The following is a 17,762-nucleotide window of genomic DNA, read 5'->3' on the forward strand; positions in this document are numbered from 1 at the left end:
CCCCTTTGTTTCACCCTCACCACACCCAAGGAGTACTGCCATGCATTTCCTCGACGACGCCCTGATGCCCGAACTGCAAGACCCGCTGGTGATCACCGCCGCGCCCTACGGGCCGGAGTGGGAGCCGGGCGACTTCCCCGAAGACATCGCGGTCACGATGGACGAGCAGGTCCAAAAGGCGGTCGACTGTTTCGAGGCCGGCGCCACCGTTTTGCACATCCACGTGCGTGAACTCGACGGCAAGGGCTCCAAGCGCATGTCGATGTTCAACGAACTGCTCGGCCGCTTGCGCGAAGCCGTGCCCGAGATGATCCTCCAGGTCGGCGGGTCCATCTCGTTCGCTCCGGAAGGTGATGGGGCCGAGGCGAAGTGGCTGAGCGACGACGCCCGGCACCTCCTCGCCGAGCTCGACCCGAAGCCCGATCAGGTGACGATCGCGATCAACACCAACCAGATGAACATCATGGAGCTGATGACCGCGGATGACATCCGGGGGACCTCGATGGAGCGCCCTGAGCTCGCTCACACCTACGCGGAGATGACCGTCCCGGCGGGGCCGGAGTGGGTCGCCGAGCACCTGAAGCGCTTGCGCGCCAACGGGATCCAGCCCCACTTCCAGCTCGCCAATATCGCCCAGCTCGAGACCGTCGAGCGGCTCGTGCGCCGTGGTGTCTACCTCGGCCCACTCAACATCACCTGGGTCGCGATCGGCGGCGGGTTCGACGGCCCGAGCCCGTACAACATGATGGAGTTCATCCGCCGGGTGCCGGACGGGGCGAACCTCACCCTCGAGTCCATCCAGCGCAACGTGCTCCCCATCAACGCGATGGCGATCGCCATGGGCCTGCACACCCGCTGCGGCAACGAGGACACCCTGTGGGGGCAGAAGGGGGCCAAGGCCACTTCGGTCGAGCAGATCACCCAGCTCGTGCGCCTCGCGAAGGAACTCGGCCGCCCGGTCGCCGACGCCAAGGAAGCGCGCGATCAGTACAAGCTCGACACCTGGTACGACGACGTCGACGACGCCCTCGCCCGTCTCGGGTTCCCCCCCAACCGCAAGCCGGGTCAACTCGGCTTCCTGATGCACGCCTGACCGGCGCCCGATCCCACGACGAGGTCATGACATGTCAACGACGACAGATCGAAACCCGCTGCCGGGAGGCCATGATGGCGCCGCGTCCGATGCCCTCGGCGACGCGACAGCGGCCGCCCCGGACTCGGCGCCCCGCTCCCGCTTCTTCCCGGGACTGGTCTTCGGGCTCACCTTCGCCCTCCTGCTCTCGGACTACATGTCCCGGCAGGTTCTCGCCGCGGTCTTCCCCTTCCTGAAGGCCGAATGGGGGCTCACCGACGTCCAGTTGGGGACCCTCAACAGCGCGGTCGCGATTGCGGTCGGCCTGCTTGCGGTGCCCCTTTCCATCCTGGGCGACCGCTTCGGTCGGGCGCGGGCCATCGTCGTGATGGCGACGCTGTGGAGCCTTGCGACCCTGGCCTCGGCGTGGGCGAACAACTACGGCGAACTGCTGACCGCCCGCATCCTGGTCGGGGTCGGTGAAGCGGCCTACGGCAGCATCGGCCTCGCCGTGGTCTACCTCGTCTTCAAGCCCCATCTCCGCTCGACCCTCTCGGGTGCCTTCCTCGGTGGCGGTGCCTTCGGCTCGGTCCTCGGTGTCGCGATCGGCGGGGTCGTCGCGATGCTGCATGGCTGGCGGATGGCCTTCATCGTCATGGGAATCCTCGGGCTCATCCTCGCTCTGGTCTACGCCTTCACGGTCACCGAGAAGCGGTTGTCGGCTCATGCCATCCCGGATGCGGCCGCGCACCTGGAGCCCGAGGAGCAGCGCCTGATGACCCGAGCCCGCTTCCGGACGCTCTTTTCGACGCCGGCCGTGGTGATGGCCTATCTCGGAAGTGGTCTCCAGCTCTTCATGACGGGCACCTTGCTCGCCTGGCTGCCGAGCTACTTCAACCGGGCCTACGGGATGCCGGTCGATAAAGCCGGCAAGATGGCGGCGATCTTCCTGCTGCTCCTTGGCGTCGGCATGATCGTGACCGGCGTGATCAGCGATCGGCTGAGCAAGTACAACTCGCAGCGGAAGTGGACGACGTCCATCGTCTACGCGGTCATCGCGCTCGTCTTCTTCGTCGCGGCGTTCTCACTCCCGCCTGGTCCCGCCCAACTGGGGTTGCTCGCCGTCGCCGCCTTCGTCTGCTCGGGTCCGGCCGGTCCCGCTGGTGCCATGGTGGCCGCGCTCACGACCCCCTCCATCCGGGCCACGGCCTTTGCCACCTTGGCCCTCGCGAACAACATCCTCGGCCTGGCCCTTGGGCCGATCGTGACGGGCAAGATCGCCGATGCCATCGGCCTTGCCGGGGCGATGCGGGTCGTGCCGTGGGTCGGCCTCCTCGCGATCGCCGCGCTCATCGTCGGCTACCGCACGCACCACGCCAGCCTCGCCAAGCTCGGTGTGAGCGACCCCGCTCGTCCGTCGGTGGCGTCGTGACGATCATCCTGATGCCGGGTTTGCGCGGGGCCGCTCCGGACCACTGGCAGCAGCACATCGCCCGCCAGACCGGCGCGGTTCACCTCCGGACCGATCGCTCCTCGCGGGACCTCGCGGCGCGGGTTCGCGATATCGAAGAGCGGTGCGCGCGGCAGACGGCCCGGTCACCCTCGTCGCGCACAGCGCGGGGGCGCTGGCCACGGTGCACTGGGCGGTCTCGGGCTCGACCGATCTCGTCGCATCGGCGCTACTCGTCACGCCGCCGGCGCTCATCGAAGAGCTCCCGCCGAAGTACCCACCGCTCGAGGCCCTGCGGGCCGAGGGGTGGCTGCCGATTCCGATGCGGGAGTTGCCCTTCCGGGCTCAGGTCGGCATCAGCGATGACGATCCCTTGGGTCCGGTGGACGCGGTTCGCGACCTCGCCCGTGCCTGGGGTGCGACGGAGCTGCGCCTCGGCCGGGTCGGGCACGCCAACCCGGACTCTGGGTACGGGTCATGGCCGGCCATCGAGCAAGTGATCGAGGGCGCGCCAGTGCGCGGGTGACCCCCTTCGCCCCAACGTGCCCGCGCGAAGATCCCCGGAAACGCCAAGAATCCCCGGGAACTCCACGAGATATCGGGAGTTTCCGGGGATTCGCGGCGAGCGAAGGGGGTCAGGCGCGGGGCTGGATCTCGCCCATCGGCCCGAAGTCGGTGACCTCTTCGGAGTCGACGTAGATGATCTGCGGCTGCTTCGAGACGATGTCCGGCATCGCCTCCATGAAGCGGGTGACGTGCTCCTGCTGCATGTGGGCCTCGCCCGCCGCGGCATCGCGGAAGCCCTCGATGCAGACGTAGGTGTCGGGCTCGGCGATGCTCTGCGAGAACTCGAAGAAGACGTTGCCCGGCTCGGCGCTCACGGCGCGGGCGTAGTCGGCGGACAGCTCTCGCCACTGCTCGAGCTTGTCGTCACGGATGGGGAACTTCACGACGATGAGGATCATCACCTCAGCGTAGCCAGTCGCGAACCTGCACCGAAGGGTGCAAGGAGCCAGATAGGTGCACATGCACCTATCTGTCGGCTAGCATGGTTCCGGTATCGATCAAGGGAGGTCGGACGGAGATGTCGACCGCGACGGCGACAGCACCCGATCGCACGACGCCCCAGGCGCCGAGCGGGCCCGTGGAGATCTGGCGCGCCATGCTCGAGTTCCATGCCGAGGTGATCGGCCGCCTCGAGACCGCGTTCCGCAGTCGCCATGACCTCTCGGTCTCCGAGTTCGACGTCTTGATCAACCTCGGCCCGCACGAACACCTGCGCCATGGCGAACTCGCCGAACGCGTCATCCTCACCCGCACCGCGCTGACCCGGTTGATCGACCGGCTCGTCGCGCGAGGGCTCCTCACCCGCACCACCTCCGCACGCGATCAGCGCGCCGTCTTGATCAGCCTCACCGACGACGGCCGCACCTTGCGCCGCGCCGCGGCTCGCACCAACGCGGCCGTCGCGCGCGCCCCCTTCGCCGCCTTGAACCCGCAGCAACTTCAGGCCCTTGGCGAGACCATCCAGACCCTGCGCAATGCCGCGCAGGGCTCCGACGAAGGTAAGGACACGTCACGATGACGACCCGCACTCTCAGCCAGATCGTCTCCGGCGATGGCTTCCACTGGGTGGGCGACGGCTTCTACGTCACCCAACTCCTCCCCGGGAACCCGAGCCTGCAGGAGATTGCCGACCCCTTCCTGCTGATGGACTACCACCCGGTCAAGGAGTACCCGCCGACCGACCGACCCCGAGGGGTCGGTGCGCACCCGCACCGCGGCTTCGAGACGGTGACCCTCGCCTTCGAGGGCGCGGTCCAGCACCACGACTCGACCGGTGGTGGCGGCATCATCTTCCCCGGCGATGCGCAGTGGATGACTGCCGCGAAGGGGATCTTGCACAAGGAGTACCACGAGGTGGAGTGGGCCAAGCAGGGCGGCCGCTTCCACATGATGCAGCTCTGGGTGAACCTGCCGAGCTACGACAAGATGAACGAGCCGCGCTACCAGGCCCTCACCGCCGAGCAGATGGGCAAGGTCAAGCTCAACGGCGGCGGCACCGTCACCTTGTACTCCGGCGAACTCGACGGCGAGAAGGGGCCGGCGCTCACCCACACCCCGATCGAGCTCTGGGACGTCCAGCTGAGCGCCAATGAATCGACCGAGCTCGCGGTCCCCGACGGCCACACGATGATGGTCTTCGTCCTCGACGGCTCCATCGAGACCGAAGGGGGCACGATCGGGCACGAGCAACTCGGGATCTTTGAGCGCTCCGGCGACCAGCTCACCCTCACCGCTCCCGAGACCGGTGCCCGCGCGATCGTCCTCGGCGGCGAACCGATCGGCGAGCCGGTGATTTTCTACGGACCCTTCGCCATGAACACCGAGCGTGAGATCGTTCAGGCGATCCAGGACTTCAACGCCGGCACGTTTGGACACCTCGTATGAGCACTGACACCGCACCCACAACGACCAGCGAGCAGACGCGCGTCCCCGTCATCGGGGTCCTCGTCGGGAGTACCCGCCCGACCCGGATCGGCCGCGATGTGGCCGACCAGGTCGCCGAGATGGCGCGCTTACGCTCGGAGGCGACCGTCGAAGTGGTGGACCTCGCCGAGGTAGGACCGCCCCTTCTTGATGAGCCGAGGATGCCCGCGAAGGGCGACTACGTCCGCGAGCACACGAAGGCCTGGAAGCAGGTCATCGATGGGCTCGATGCGGTCATCGTGGTCTCGGCGCAGTACAACGGCGGCTACCCGGCGCCGCTAAAGAACGCGATCGACACGCTCTACGCCGAGTGGAACGACAAGCCGATCCTGCTGGTCACCTACGGCTATCACGGCGGCGTGCGCGCAGCCGAGCAGTTGCGGGTGGTCTTCGGGGTTGTGCGGGCCGATGTCCTCGACCCGACCGTCGCGATCACCGTGACCGACGCCGACCGGGACGAAGAGGGACACCTCACCAACGCGTGCGATGTCGTCGAGCGGCATCGGGCCGAGCTCGAAGTGGGATTCGCGGCGATTCACGCCGCGCTCGGCTGCTGAGGCCGGCTGCGGCCTAGGCTGAAGGCAGACCCCCTTCGGACTAGGAGCGCAGATGACCACACGCAGTGAGTTCACCCTCGACGGCGGGGCCGGTGCTCTGGCCGGTGTGCGGTGGGCCGGTGATGAGCAGCGCTATATCGCGGTGCTCGTCCACGGGTATGGCGAGCACCTCGGTCGATACGAGTGGGTCGCCGATCGTCTCGTCGCCAACGGCGCGGTGGTCTACGGAGCGGACCACGTGGGGCACGGCCGCAGCGATGGCGAGCGGGTCCTGATCGCCGACTTCGAACCGGTGGTCGAGGATGTGCGCCGGGTCGTGGAGCACGCCCGCCGCGAGCACCCCAGCCTCCCGGTCGTGATCATCGGCCATTCGATGGGTGGCATGATCGGGGCGCGCTACCTCCAGCGGTTCGGTGGGGATGTCGTGTGCGCGGTGCTCTCCGGGCCGGTCCTCGGACGGTGGGGCGTGACCGAACTGCTCGACCTCGATCAGATTCCGCCGACGCCGATCGATCCCGCGACGCTCAGCCGCGATGCGAGCGTCGGCGCCGCGTACGAGGCCGACCCGCTCGTCTGGCATGGCGACTTCAAGCGCCCGACCCTGCAGGCCCTCGCGACCGCCCTTCGGACGATCAATGACGGCGGGACCCTCGGCGTCCCGACGCTTTGGCTGCACGGCTCCGACGATCACCTCGTGCCGATCGAGGACACCCGCTACGGCTGGGAGCAGATCGCCGGCGACACCAGCCACGCCAAGCACTACGAGGGCGCTCGGCACGAGATCTTCAACGAGACCAACAAGGACGAGGTCATCGCCGATGTCCTCGCCTTCATCGACGAACACCTCCCGGCGCGGTAACGCCCCTACTCCGGCAGGGTGACCGCGTCGTCTTCGTGTCCGTCGGAGACCCCTCGAGTGAGCGTCTCTCCCTTAAAGAATCCCGGCATCGTGATCCGCTGCCAGAGCATGAGGAGAATGCCGACGATCATCACGGTCATCCCGAGCACGAAGACCAGCCCGACCCCGCCGATCGACGATCCGGACCCGTACTTGGGGTCCATCGAGTCGATCAGGGTGTGGACGAACAAGACCAGCAGGACGGTGCCGCCGATGAAGGGGGCGAGCCCCATAAAGACGAAGTTGCGCGCGCTCTTGGTCAATTGGGTCCGGAAGTACCAGACGCTCGCGTACGCGGTGAGCCCGTAGTAGAAGCAGATCATCATGCCGAGGGCGGTGATGGTGTCCCAGAGGACGTTTTCGCTGATGAAGCGCATCACTGTGTAAAAGACCGAGGCGATGACCGAGGACACGAGGACCGAGAAGCCCGGCGTGAGGAAGCGCGGGTGGATGCGCGCAAACGCCTTCGGTAGCGCCCGGTAGTGCCCCATCGCGAGGAGGGTCCGGGCGGGGGAGACGAAGGTGGCCTGGAGGGATGCCGCCGACGAGGAGAGCACGGCGAGCGACACCAGGGCCGCGAGCGGTCCGAGGACGGGCCCGGAGAGCGCGTGGAAGACGTTTTCTTGGATGTGCTTGTTGCCGAGCCCGTACTCGCCGGTGCCCGTCCCCGCATACATCAGCAGGGAGATCGACAAGAAGAGATAGAGCGTCACGATGGTGATGACGGTGAGCGCCGCGGCGCGGCCGGGGGTCTTGTCGGGGTCCTTGGTCTCCTCGTTCATCGTGAGCGTCACGTCCCAGCCCCAGAAGATGAAGATCGAGAGGGACACGCCCGCGGCGAAGAGGCTAAAGGACTCGACGGCGGTCGGGTTCAGCCACTCCCACGAGAAGGCGCTCGCGTCGTAGGCCTCCCCTTGTGTGAAGCGGTAGATCGCCATCGCGCCGAAGAGGATCAGCACGGCTACCTGGAAGGAGACGAGGACATACTGCAGGCGCTGGGTGGTCTGCATGTCCCGGTAGGAGATCGCGGTCGCGGCCGCCATGAAGGTCAGACAGGTGACGACGTTGATCCACACGTTGTCGGCGAGCGCGGCGATGCCGTCCTGGCCGGTGACCTGCGAGATCAGTAGGTAGAGGAACTCGACGGCGATCCCCGCGAGATTGCTGAGGACCAGGATCGTCGCGGAGATCAGGCCCCAGCCGCCCATCCACCCGAGGTAGGGACCGAAGGCGCGCGTTGCCCAGGTGAAGGAGGTCCCCGAGTCCGGCATCGCATGGTTGAGCTCGCGGTACCCGAGCGCGACCAGCAGCATCGGGATGAAGCCGACCAGGATGATCGCCGGGACCTGGAAGCCGACCTCGGAGACGGTGGGCCCGAGCGCTGCGGTCAGCGTGTACGCGGGCGCGACGCACGAGACGCCGATGACCACGGCGCCGAGCAGGCCGATGCTCCCTTCCGAGAGGCCCTTTTTGCTGATCGCGTGCTGGTCTCGGGCCTTGACGTCCTCACTCACCGGCCGACCTCCCTTCGGCGAAGGGGGCGTCATCGCTCTCGCGCGGGATGACGACGATCGGGATCGGTACTTCCCGCAGGATCTTGCCCGCGGTGCGGCCGAGGAAGAGCTGGCCGCGCGGGGCGAGGCGGGACGACCCGACGAGCAGCAGCTCCTCTGGCTCCCAGGTGAGCGTGCCGAGCGCCTCGACCACGGTCTCGCCCTCGGCGAAGGTCGCGGTGACCTCGACCTCGCCGGCGACGCCGAGCTCGGCTGCCGGGTCATCGGGTGCCGGTTCATGATCTCCGGGTCCGATCAAGGTGACGAGGCGAAGGGGGCAGCCCATCTCCCGGGCGACCTCGGCCCCGCGGGAGGCGACCGGCCCCGGACCGGCGTGTTTGACCGCGACGGAGAGGCGAGAGACGCCGTGCAAGGTCACCTTGCGCAGGCGACGTGGGGCAAGCGCGATCGGGACCGGGCTGGAGTGGAGCAGCACGCGCGCCAGGCTGGAAATGTTGAGGCGACCCTTGATGCCGCCGCGCGCCCCGCCGACCATGATCGCTCGCGCGCCCAACTCTCGAGCGGCGTCGACGAGCCCTTCGGCCGTCGACTCGCCGAAACGCTGGTGAGTGCGAATCCGCGACGGCGGCAGGATCTTCTCCGCGCGACGCCGAGCGTCCTCGAGCCACTCGTCAGCGGCCGCCTCGACGTAGCGGGTGTAGCCGTCCAGGGGCGGGGTGGAGCGCTCCGCGGTGCGGACGACGACGATGTCGAGGTCGACGCCAGCCGCCTCGGCACAGCGGATCCCGAGCGCGAGGGCGTCACGTCCAGCGCCGGTGTCCGAATACGCCACCAGATAGGACACGTCAGGTCCCCCTTCTCCCGAACGAGGCACCCGCATCATCGCGAGGTGTTGAGCGTCACTGTAGACCTGGGCGACATACCCTGTCGGCACCAGGTAGTGCGACGGACAAGGGGGTCAGGCGTGACGCGACAGCCAGGGCGACGGGCCGTACTCGGCGGACTCACGGCACTCGCGCTCCTCGGCGCGAGCGCGTGCAGCCAAGAGCCGGAGATGCCGATGGTCGAAGACGACCTCGGCGACGACCCGTGGCGGCTGCCCGCCGACGGCCACGATCACGAACGGACCTGGATGGCCTACGGGGCCACCCGCGCTCAGTGGGCGGGCGACCTGGACCGGGCTCGGGCCGCCGTGGCGGCGATCGCCGCCGCGATCACCCCCTTCGAACCGGTCTCTATGCTCGTGCGACCCGATGAGGCGGCCGAGGCGCGTGACCGCCTCGGCGAGTCCGTCACGCTGGTGGAGACCGAACTCGCTGACCTCTGGATCGGGCGCAGCGGGCCCACCTTCGTCACCGAGAATCGGCGGCTTGGCGCGCTCGCGCACGGCGCTTCGTCCGGGGACGATGACGGGACCCGGGTCCCCTCGGTCGTCGCCGATCGGGCCGGCGCGCGTCCCGTGCGGACCGAGCTGATGATCGAAGGGGGCGCGCTCTCGGTCGATGGTGGTGGCACGGCCCTGCTGGCCGAGTCGGCCGTGCTCGGAGGTGAGCGCAACCCCGGGTGGGACAAGGACGCCGTGGAACGCGAACTCGACCTGCTCCTCGGGCTCCGCACGATCATCTGGTTGCCCGGTGAGGCGCAACGCGATGGTCGAGGCGGTGGCCGCTACGCGCGGTTCGCGGGGAAGGGCACGGTGCTCGCCGCTCGACCGGGCACCGCCGGAGCGGGCGCGGACGAGATCATCCGATCGCAGGTGGAGGTCCTGCGAGAGGCCCGCGACACCGACGGCGACTCCTTAAAGGTCATCTCCGTGTCGGCCGAGTCGCTCGACTACTACGTCTGCAACGGCGGGCTGATCCTGCCGAAGGGGGTCGACGCGGCCGCGCGAGAGGCGCTCACCGAGCTCTACCCCGATCACACGGTGACCGAGGTCGACGCCGAGGTCCTCGCGTCTGGGGGCGGCATCAGCGACGCAGCGCTCGCGCAACCCGCACTCTCCTGACCCCTTCGCCCGCAGCGCTCAGCCCGACCGCCGGTGGAGCGCCGCTCCACACCCCTCGTCCTACGATGTGAGGCAGGTCACGATGTGTGGGTCGCGGGAGGCGTGAATCGGGTGGAGCGGAACCATGCCGTCGGCGAGCGAGAGCTGCGGATTGCGCCGGTGATGACGGGCGGGTTCAGTCTCGCGGTCTGGATGGGCGGCGCCACGGTCGAGCTCTACCGCCTCCTCGAGAGCCGTGACGCCGAGGGTGGGGGCAACGACCTCTACCGGCGCCTGCTCGACCTCACCCAGACCCGACCGGTGGTCGATGTCGTGACGGGGACGAGCGCCGGAGGGATCAACGGCGCGATGCTCGCCGCGGCCGTCGCGTGGCAGGTCCCGGTCGCCGAGGTGGAGGACGTGCGGGAGGTGTGGACGCAGGCCGCCGACCTCGGCCGACTGATCCGGCGATCGAGCGAGCCGGACCCGCCGTCGATCCTCGATGGCGACGGAGCCTTCTACCCGGTGCTTCGGGACCGCCTCGCGAGGTGGTGCGCGGACCGGCGCGCTGCGGGCGAGCGCATGGTGGATTTGGTGACGACCTTCACCGCGGTCACGGCGCGGCACCGGGTCCTCGTCGACGACTTCGGAGAGGTCATCGATGAAGACCAACGGGCGGGGACGCTGCGGTTTCGGACCGAGCACTTCGCGGACCCGGAGGCCTGCGAGATGCCCGCCAAGCTGGCGTGGGCGTCGCGAGCGACGGCGTCGGTCCCGGTGATCTTCGAGCCGGTGTATCTGCCGATCGGGCGGTCCGAGGCCGGACGCCCGGACGTCGGCCCGCACGTGAGCCTCGGCGGGATCGACCCGGGATCGGGCCTGTGGGCGGTCGATGGTGGGCTGATCAACAACCTGCCGCTCGGTGCCGCCGTCCAGCGGATCTTCCGCTGTGAGTCCGCGGCCGAGGTGCGCCGCGTCGTCCTCTACGTCAGCCCGACTCCCGTCCCGGCCGGGGCCGATCTCGAACCGGGACCCGAACACGCGGACGACCCGCCGAGCGCGCTCACGGTGGCGGTCGCCGCGGTGAACGCCTTCGCCTCCGAAGGGGTGAAAGATGACCTCCGCGAGATCACCGATCACAATCTCGCGGTGCGCCGCCAACGCGCCGCGCGGGCCGGAATCGCGATCACGACCCTCGATCTCGGGACCCCGATCGACGGCCCGGTGCCGCAGGCGATCATGCGGCTCTACCGGCGCCGGCGAGCGGAGGACTCGGTCGCGCTAACCCTTGGCCGGATCGAGCAGGTGGTGACGCCATCGCCGCAGGACTGGTCGCGCCAGCGCGCCGTACTCCAGCGCGCGCTCCTCACAGCGCGTTCTGCCCCCGAGCGGCTCCCGGAGCAGGTGCCGTCTCCCGAAGACGTGACCACCGAGGAGTGGGCGTGGGGGATCGCCCCGGTGGAGCAGGCCGTCTCCCTCGCCCTCGGTCTGATCAACCGCACCCTGGGCCTGCCGATAGTCGGTCGCTCCGAAGGGGGCGAAGGCGCCTCGGATCCGTCCGGGCGCGATCGCCTCATCGAGGCCAAGGCGAGGGTGCACGAGGTGCGGCGGACCCTCGATGTCTGGCGGGACCGCAACGCCGAGTATTGGCGCGAGCAGGCACCCCGCTTGCGCGCTGCGACCGCGGCGGATGTCGACCAGGCCGCCGAGGCCGCCTACGCCGGTTGGCCCGGGGGCGGGACCGGCGAGCGCGCCAGAGCTTTTACCGCCTTACGGGACGCGATGGAGGCGATCGCGGGCATCCTCGCGAGCATCGAAGAGGACCTTCTCCCCCTTCTCCAGCGAGCCGGTGGCACTGCGCCACAGTCGGCCAGCCGAGGCGACGCCGACGCCCCCGATCCGGTCAGTGTGCCTCTCCCGCCGAGCGCCGATGAGGTGACCGAAGAGGCGCACTGGCTATGGGCCGAGTACCGCTCGGTCGTGCCCCCTGCTCGCGATGACCGTCGCGTCGCCCGGGTCATGGTCGCCCTGCTGCGCAGCCACATCTACCAAGAGGTGCTGCTGAGCGGCGTGGTCCCGAGGGAGCAACCGGTCGAAGTCCTTCAGGTGAGCTGGAACTCGCCCGACTACCTCTCGGGGACGGCGCCCGAGGACAAGCTCGTCGGCACCGAGTTCGCTCGCTTCGGCGCCTTCGTGAAGCAGAGTTGGCGGGCCAACGACTACCTCTGGGGGCAACTCGACGCCGCCGCTCGTCTGGTCCTGCTCGTCCTCGACCCGCACCGACTCGTCCAACTCGCTCGGACGTCAGGGGAGGTGATCGCGCAGCTGGGCCTCGATCCGGGCGATGCGGGCCTGCGGGAGGAGTTGGCCTTCCTCGACGAATTCGCGGCCCCCGCCGGGGCCGGGTCCGATCGCACGATCCCCCTCACGCTGCCTCGGTTGAGCGCGGCGGTCGCCTCTCGGCGTCAGCATCAGATCGCCTCCGAGGGGTTGGGGGGCGTCGCGGACGCCGTGCGGCGCGGCGCTGCAGCCGGCGAGGGACTGGAGCCGGAGGCGCGGGCCTTCCTTGACGCCTATGACGCGGCTGCCAAGGAGCCCGACGGGCGCATCGCCCCCGAGGCGGTGAGCGCGGTGATGCAGGCGCTGCGTATTGGGGAGCGAAGGGGGTCCGACGAACTCGGCAGCGCCGCGATCGCCGGCGCCGCCCGCCGGTTGGCGCGCGCGAGTGCATCGCTCGCCAAAGGCCTCGCGCGGCGCTCGGACACCCCGGCGTTTGCTCGGATTCCTCTGCGGCTCATGGGGATTGGATTGCGGCTCACGGCGATGGCGGCGTGGTTCGTCGAGCGGTGGCGTCGGCTGCGCGATCGAGTTCGCCGCGAACCCACCGCGTAAAGCCCCCGAGAGGTCCTCGACGGGTCCATGCTACTGGCAGGTAATAACGCCTACCTCGCATCCCCCTTCGCCTCGAGGAGATTTCGATGACCCCGTCCTTCCTGCGCCGCGCGCGCACGTCAGCCACCGTGATCGCGGCGACCTGCGCCCTCGTCGCCCTTCCCAGCGTGGGCGCGAGCGCGGCCAGCACGGCCGAAGAGCCTGGAGAGATCGTCGCGATGGGTGACTCGTGGGCCGCGGGGTCTTGGGTCGCGCCGATCGCGAACGACGCCCCCGCCCTGTGCTTCCGCTCGGCCGAGAACGCCGGAGCGCTCATCGCCAAGCAACACGGTCTCGCCCTCACCGACGTGACCTGTGGCGGAGCGCAGACCAAGGACTTCCGCGGCCAGCAGTACCCCTGGGTCAAGCCCCAGCTCGCCGCGCTGAAGCCCACCACCGATTACGTCGTGTTGAACATCGGCGGCAACGACAACCAGACCTTCCTCGCCGCCGGGATCGCCTGCCTGACCGCGGCCCCGACCACGCTCTACAGCGGGTCGCCGTGCAAGAAGATCTACGGCTCGCGGTTTGTCGACAAGATCAACGCCGCCACCTACCCGGCCGTCAAGCAGGTGTTGCAGGACATCCGCGCCAAGGCGCCGAGTGCCAAGATCGCAATCCTCGGGTACCAGGACGCGCTGCCGCCCACCTTCACCAAGCGGTGCCAGGCGCTCATGCCCTTCGCCGAGGGCGACTTCGCCTACATCCGTGAGGTGCAGGACACGCTCAATAGCGCGGTGAAGCGGGCCGCAACCGAGACCGGCGCCACCTACGTCGACATGCCCGCCGTTTCGATCGGGCACGACGCGTGCAGTGGGCGTGAGAACCGGTGGGTTGCCCCGATCAACTTCTCGGTAGACAACATCGCGATCGTGCACCCGAGCGCGCTCGGCAACCGCGCGATGGCCGAGCAAGCCGCGGCCGCGCTCGGCCTGTGAGCGCTAGCGCCCTTCGGCTAGACGTGCCCGCTCAGTTGACCGAGTCGGGCTTCGAGCGCGGAGAGCATCGCGGCGCACTGCTTGGCCGGCGCGATCTCCCCCTTCCGGCGCTTGGTCCCCTTCGCGGCCTCCTTGGCTTCCTTGGATTCGAGCGCGCACACCGGGAGCACGTCGATCGACAACCGGGCTCCACCGGCGAGCGCGCGCAACTCATCGAGCTTGGCGCCGAAGGGAGATCCGCTGCCGGGTGAGTAGTAGGCGACGGCCTCATCGACCTGGTCCGGATAGAGGTCGGTCTTGGTCACGACGATGATCAGCCACACCGGCTTGCCGCGCCGGACAGCCATGGAGGCGATGCGGTGAGCGGTGATGGAGAAGTCCTCGAGCTCGGCGGCGAGTTGCTGGTCACGCGTCGCCTCGGCGTGCCCGGTGGTGCCGGCCGTGCGGCGCGCGGTGGCGTGCCCGTAGGCCACCACGTGCAGCACCCCGTCGACCGGTTCGTCGTGGAACACCTCGTCCAGTGCGCCGAGCCGGGTCGCGGCGTTGTCGCCGGGGACGACCCGGAAGCGGAACCCCTTCCCCTTCGCCGATCGCCGGGTGCGCCGCTCCATGGTGGCCGAGCCGACCTCGGCGGCCGCGTCCGGTGTCGATCGGCGCGCGAGCCGGTCGGCGAGGCGGGTCTTGCCGACGCCGGTCATTCCGGTCACGGCGACCGCGGGGAAGCGGCCGTGGAGGAGTTGGCTGACCTGGTGGCGCGCGCTCGCGAGGGCAGGGATCGCGGTGCTCGCGATGGTCGTACCGATCGCTGCGCGGGCGGGTCCGTTGAGGCGCATCGAGGGGCGGTTCATGGCACTTGTCTACCTGGTCGAGGGCTCGCGATGCGCCTTGGCCCGAAGAGGATGGCCGCTCGGGGCATCGATTAGACGCCGAACTCGGCCGGGATATCGCCCTTCTTCGCCGCCTGGGCCAGGGTCTTGTAGTCGCGCTCGTTGACATCGGCGTAGCCGCGGGCCCAGGTCGCGAAGGCCTCGTCGGTCTTTGCCGATGAGCCGAGGTAGGCGCTCGCCTGAGCGGCGCCGACCGACTGCGAGTGCGCCCGGGCGAGCAACGCAGCGCACACCTCGCCCATCCGGCGGTAACCATCGGGCTTCAAGGACGAGAGGTCGATCGACCCCTTCATGTCGCGAAATTGGCGGAGGTAGTAGTCGACCCGCACGTGCTCCCCCTTCGCCCCGTCGTATCCGACGATCCACCCGAGGAAGGGGTCGGACTGGGACTGCAGGATGCGCTGACCGGCGACCACGCGATGGCCCTCGGTGTGATCGGGCGCCTCGATGACGCCGGGGATGGTTTGCGGCATCCCGCCGTAGGTGACGAGGACCGACGGACCGGCTTCCTTGATCTGGATGAAGAGCGGGTCGCCCGACGGGCCCTGCAGCGCGACGATGTAGCAGCGGGTGCCGACGCTGCCGACCCCGACCACGCGAAGGGCGTAATCGGTGACGCGGTACTGCTGGAGCAACTGGGAGATGTCCGCGCGGACCGTGTGCGTGTACGAGGTGATGAAGCGCTGGAGTCGGTCGTGGCTGGCGTGTCCGGTGTGCTGCAGGATCGGCGGGTCATCGACGATCAGCAACTCACCGTCCTCGGTCACGGTGCCGATCTTGTCGAGGACCTGCTCGGAGGTCCGGCCCCGGGCCTTGGCCGTGACCTTGCGGATCTTGCGGGCTTGCTTGCTGGTCTGCGCGAAGGACTCGATCATCGTCGCGTCGACCCGGGAGTAGTAGCGCTCGAGCGCGGTCATGCCCTGCATGCGGCCGAGGACCTCGCGGTAGCGCGCCGCGGCCGTGCGAGCCGCCTCGTAGCACGCGTCCTCGCTCATCGAGTTCTCGCGCGCGCCGATGTAGATGCTGGCGACGAGGCGCTTGACGTCCCACTCCCAGGGCGCGATCCCGGCCTCGTCGAAGTCGTTGAGGTCAAACAACAGGGTGCGCTCGGGAGAGGCGAAGAAGCCGAAGTTGGAGATGTGCGCATCCCCGCAGGAGACGACCGGCACGTTGGTCGAACCGCCAGCGGCGAGGTCGGTCGCCATCAGGGCCGCTGCGCCCCGGTAGAAGGCGAAGGGGGATTGCAGCATCCGCCCGAAGCGCACGGGGACGAGCTCTTGGAGGCGGGTGGCGTTTTGGGAGTCGAGGATCGCGACCGGGTCTCGGTCCGTCGGGGGGAGTTCGGCCTGGCGGCTTCTCGGGAAGGCGGTGCGCAGGTCCTTGGCGGTGGCCATATTGGCTCCCTCGGGCGAGACGGTGGGAGACCACCTTAAAGGGTGGGCGTTCATCCCGGGATGCGCCGGGCGTCCCCGGAAACTCCGGATGTCTCGTGGAGTTCCACGGGATTTCGGGAGTTTCCCAAAGACGCCGGGTGCGCGGAGGGAAGGGGGTCAGGCGTCGCCGAGGATCTCGGCGAGCGCTCGGCGATACCTGGTGAGCGCGAGGCGCCCTTCGTCGGTGGCGGCGGCATGCGACCGGGACCCGCGGCCGGCCCCGGTGCGGGTCACCTCGACGTACCCGGCTTCTTCGAGTTTGCGCAGATGGGTCGTGAGGTTGCCCCCGGTGAGGTCGAGGAGCTGTAGCAGTCGCGGGAAACTCAGGCCATCTCCGCGGTCGAGGGCAGTGAGCGCGGCCATGATCTTCAGCCGGACGGTCGCGTGGATCACCGGATCGAGATCGTCCATCGATCAGCGCTCCGAGCGGCCGATGATCGCGCCGACGGCGAACCCGAGACCGCCCAGCACTCCCATGACGAGCGTGAGGGTCCGCACGTCGAACTGCGCGGCGATCGCCACCGTTACCGCGAGCCAGGCGCCGACGACAAACATCGACCGGCCGAGCTGCGCCGCCGAGGCGCAGTAGATCGTCGCGACGAGCAGGGCGGGGATGATCGCCGAGAAGAAGCCCAGCATGGTGTCGGACGCCCCGAGCCGCACAGCACCACTCATGATCGCGAACCACGCGATGAACACAAGTGGCCAGGTCGCTGCGTAGTACTTGCCGGCCGTCGCGCTCATCCCTTCGATGCCGTGGACGGCCTTAGAGATCACCACGATGGTGACCACCAGCGCCGCCGCGAGGGCGAGGCCCATCGTGATGCTCGCCCACGCCGGTGGCCCCGTGTAGACCACCTGGTCCTTGGTCGAGTACCAGATCGTGACGTAGCCAATCGTCCAGGAGATGGCCCAGGCCGCGAAGAGGATGGAGGTGGACGGGTCGGTCGCCCGGCGTACCGAGGTGCTGGTGCGCTCGAGGAGGGCCGCGGCCTCTTCGGGGCTCATCGCGCCCTCGTCGCCTCGGCCCTTGGCGCCCTCCATCGGCACCGCGCCCTTCGGGGTGTGCTTGGCGTCGTTCATGGCTCTCGCTCTCCTTAGTTTTGCGGTGCAAACCATTTAAAGGTTTGCACTCCAAACCAATCTGCGTCAACCCCTTCGACCGGGATCCCGGGAAACTCCCGATATCTCGCGGAGTTCCACGGGAATGTCGGAGGTTCTAGGGATGGTTCCGCCGCGCACGGGCGTCCGGGGTGACGCAGCGCGCAGAGGTGTTGGGGCGGGAATCTGCCCGAAATCGGGCAGATTCTTTGCATTTGGCGCGAAGGGGGCGCACCATGGGGCGGTGGATGACGAGATCGTCGAGCGCGTCGCGGCCACGACCGGGCTGACCCCGGCCGAGGCGGAGCGGGTCGTCGGCGATGTCATCGCCTGGTATCGAGAGCCCGCCGAGACCTATGTCCGGCGTCGGCACCAGACCCTTAAAACCCACGGGGTTCGCAACGACGCGGCCTTCGCCCGGATCGGCGCGGAACTCGCCGAGCGCGTCGTCGCCCCACCGGAGCTGAGCGCACGCCAGTTGCGCCGCATCGTCTACGGCTAGCCGGG

Annotated in this window: 18 protein-coding genes; 11 read left to right on the forward strand and 7 right to left on the reverse strand. The window is 68.9% G+C overall.

Annotated features, from left to right (window positions below; translation table 11 throughout):
- Window positions 1–40 precede the first annotated feature (40 nt).
- From AB8K43_RS03865 to AB8K43_RS03875, 3 genes are all read left to right on the forward strand, one after another.
- Window positions 41–1,093, forward strand: a complete 1,053-nt coding sequence (locus AB8K43_RS03865; protein ID WP_370891675.1) for a 3-keto-5-aminohexanoate cleavage protein — start codon at window positions 41–43, stop codon at window positions 1,091–1,093.
- A 31-nt stretch (window positions 1,094–1,124) separates the two neighbouring features.
- Entirely contained in the window at window positions 1,125–2,504 is a 1,380-nt protein-coding gene (locus AB8K43_RS03870) for an MFS transporter (RefSeq protein ID WP_370891677.1), read from the forward strand.
- Between the two features lie 142 nt (window positions 2,505–2,646).
- Window positions 2,647–3,048: an RBBP9/YdeN family alpha/beta hydrolase gene (locus tag AB8K43_RS03875; protein ID WP_370891679.1), complete on the forward strand. Its 402-nt coding sequence runs from the start codon at window positions 2,647–2,649 to the stop codon at window positions 3,046–3,048.
- Between the two features lie 109 nt (window positions 3,049–3,157).
- On the opposite strand, the gene AB8K43_RS03880 is transcribed toward AB8K43_RS03875, so the two are convergent.
- Window positions 3,158–3,487: a putative quinol monooxygenase gene (locus AB8K43_RS03880; RefSeq protein ID WP_370891681.1), complete on the reverse strand. Its 330-nt coding sequence runs from the start codon at window positions 3,485–3,487 to the stop codon at window positions 3,158–3,160.
- A 119-nt stretch (window positions 3,488–3,606) separates the two neighbouring features.
- Between AB8K43_RS03880 and AB8K43_RS03885 the strand changes: the two genes are divergently transcribed.
- Genes AB8K43_RS03885 through AB8K43_RS03900 form a run of 4 tightly spaced genes read left to right on the forward strand, consistent with a single transcriptional unit; the run spans window position 3,607 to window position 6,428 of the window.
- Window positions 3,607–4,107: a MarR family winged helix-turn-helix transcriptional regulator gene (locus AB8K43_RS03885; protein ID WP_370891683.1), complete on the forward strand. Its 501-nt coding sequence runs from the start codon at window positions 3,607–3,609 to the stop codon at window positions 4,105–4,107.
- The gene (locus AB8K43_RS03890) at window positions 4,104–4,973 is read left to right on the forward strand and encodes a pirin family protein (RefSeq protein WP_370891685.1); all 870 of its coding nucleotides are present in this window, start codon (window positions 4,104–4,106) and stop codon (window positions 4,971–4,973) included. Before AB8K43_RS03885 ends, AB8K43_RS03890 begins: the two co-directional genes overlap by 4 nt.
- Complete coding sequence (locus AB8K43_RS03895) at window positions 4,970–5,569, forward strand: NADPH-dependent FMN reductase (RefSeq protein WP_370891687.1); 600 nt, start codon at window positions 4,970–4,972, stop codon at window positions 5,567–5,569. The genes AB8K43_RS03890 and AB8K43_RS03895 overlap by 4 nt, the downstream gene beginning before the upstream one ends.
- A 52-nt stretch (window positions 5,570–5,621) precedes the next feature.
- A complete protein-coding gene (locus tag AB8K43_RS03900; RefSeq protein ID WP_370891689.1) occupies window positions 5,622–6,428 on the forward strand; it encodes an alpha/beta fold hydrolase in 807 nt (268 codons plus the stop codon).
- Window positions 6,429–6,433: 5 nt separating this feature from the next.
- Here AB8K43_RS03900 and AB8K43_RS03905 read toward each other — a convergent pair whose 3' ends face one another.
- Together AB8K43_RS03905 and AB8K43_RS03910 are read right to left on the reverse strand one after the other, a co-directional pair.
- Window positions 6,434–8,014, reverse strand: coding sequence for an APC family permease (locus AB8K43_RS03905; RefSeq protein ID WP_370891691.1), 1,581 nt, complete (start codon window positions 8,012–8,014; stop codon window positions 6,434–6,436).
- Window positions 7,974–8,825, reverse strand: a complete 852-nt coding sequence (locus tag AB8K43_RS03910) for a universal stress protein (protein WP_370891693.1) — start codon at window positions 8,823–8,825, stop codon at window positions 7,974–7,976. The genes AB8K43_RS03905 and AB8K43_RS03910 overlap by 41 nt, the downstream gene beginning before the upstream one ends.
- Before the next feature lie 120 nt (window positions 8,826–8,945).
- Between AB8K43_RS03910 and AB8K43_RS03915 the strand changes: the two genes are divergently transcribed.
- The 3 genes from AB8K43_RS03915 to AB8K43_RS03925 all read left to right on the forward strand — a co-directional run bounded on the left by AB8K43_RS03915 (window position 8,946) and on the right by AB8K43_RS03925 (window position 13,834).
- Complete coding sequence (locus AB8K43_RS03915; RefSeq protein ID WP_370891695.1) at window positions 8,946–9,986, forward strand: agmatine deiminase family protein; 1,041 nt, start codon at window positions 8,946–8,948, stop codon at window positions 9,984–9,986.
- A gap of 111 nt (window positions 9,987–10,097) precedes the next feature.
- Window positions 10,098–12,857 (forward strand): patatin-like protein, encoded by a 2,760-nt coding sequence (locus AB8K43_RS03920; RefSeq protein ID WP_370891697.1) that lies wholly within the window; start codon window positions 10,098–10,100, stop codon window positions 12,855–12,857.
- Between the two features lie 86 nt (window positions 12,858–12,943).
- Entirely contained in the window at window positions 12,944–13,834 is an 891-nt protein-coding gene (locus AB8K43_RS03925; RefSeq protein ID WP_370891698.1) for an SGNH/GDSL hydrolase family protein, read from the forward strand.
- A 17-nt stretch (window positions 13,835–13,851) separates the two neighbouring features.
- Here the strand turns inward: AB8K43_RS03925 and AB8K43_RS03930 are convergent, their stop codons facing one another.
- The 4 genes from AB8K43_RS03930 to AB8K43_RS03945 form a co-directional block, all read right to left on the reverse strand.
- On the reverse strand, window positions 13,852–14,682 hold the full coding sequence (locus tag AB8K43_RS03930; RefSeq protein ID WP_370891700.1) for a GTPase domain-containing protein: 831 nt from the start codon (window positions 14,680–14,682) through the stop codon (window positions 13,852–13,854).
- Window positions 14,683–14,753: 71 nt separating this feature from the next.
- Window positions 14,754–16,115 (reverse strand): DUF2252 domain-containing protein, encoded by a 1,362-nt coding sequence (locus tag AB8K43_RS03935; RefSeq protein WP_370891702.1) that lies wholly within the window; start codon window positions 16,113–16,115, stop codon window positions 14,754–14,756.
- A 156-nt stretch (window positions 16,116–16,271) separates the two neighbouring features.
- Entirely contained in the window at window positions 16,272–16,565 is a 294-nt protein-coding gene (locus AB8K43_RS03940; protein WP_370891703.1) for a transcriptional regulator, read from the reverse strand.
- Between the two features lie 3 nt (window positions 16,566–16,568).
- A complete protein-coding gene (locus AB8K43_RS03945) occupies window positions 16,569–17,237 on the reverse strand; it encodes a hypothetical protein (RefSeq protein WP_370891705.1) in 669 nt (222 codons plus the stop codon).
- 262 nt (window positions 17,238–17,499) lie between these two features.
- Between AB8K43_RS03945 and AB8K43_RS03950 the strand changes: the two genes are divergently transcribed.
- Window positions 17,500–17,757, forward strand: a complete 258-nt coding sequence (locus AB8K43_RS03950; RefSeq protein ID WP_370891707.1) for a hypothetical protein — start codon at window positions 17,500–17,502, stop codon at window positions 17,755–17,757.
- Window positions 17,758–17,762: the final 5 nt, after the last annotated feature.

It is taken from the genome of Janibacter sp. GXQ6167 (genome assembly GCF_041365945.1).
GTDB lineage: Bacteria > Actinomycetota > Actinomycetes > Actinomycetales > Dermatophilaceae > JBGFSK01.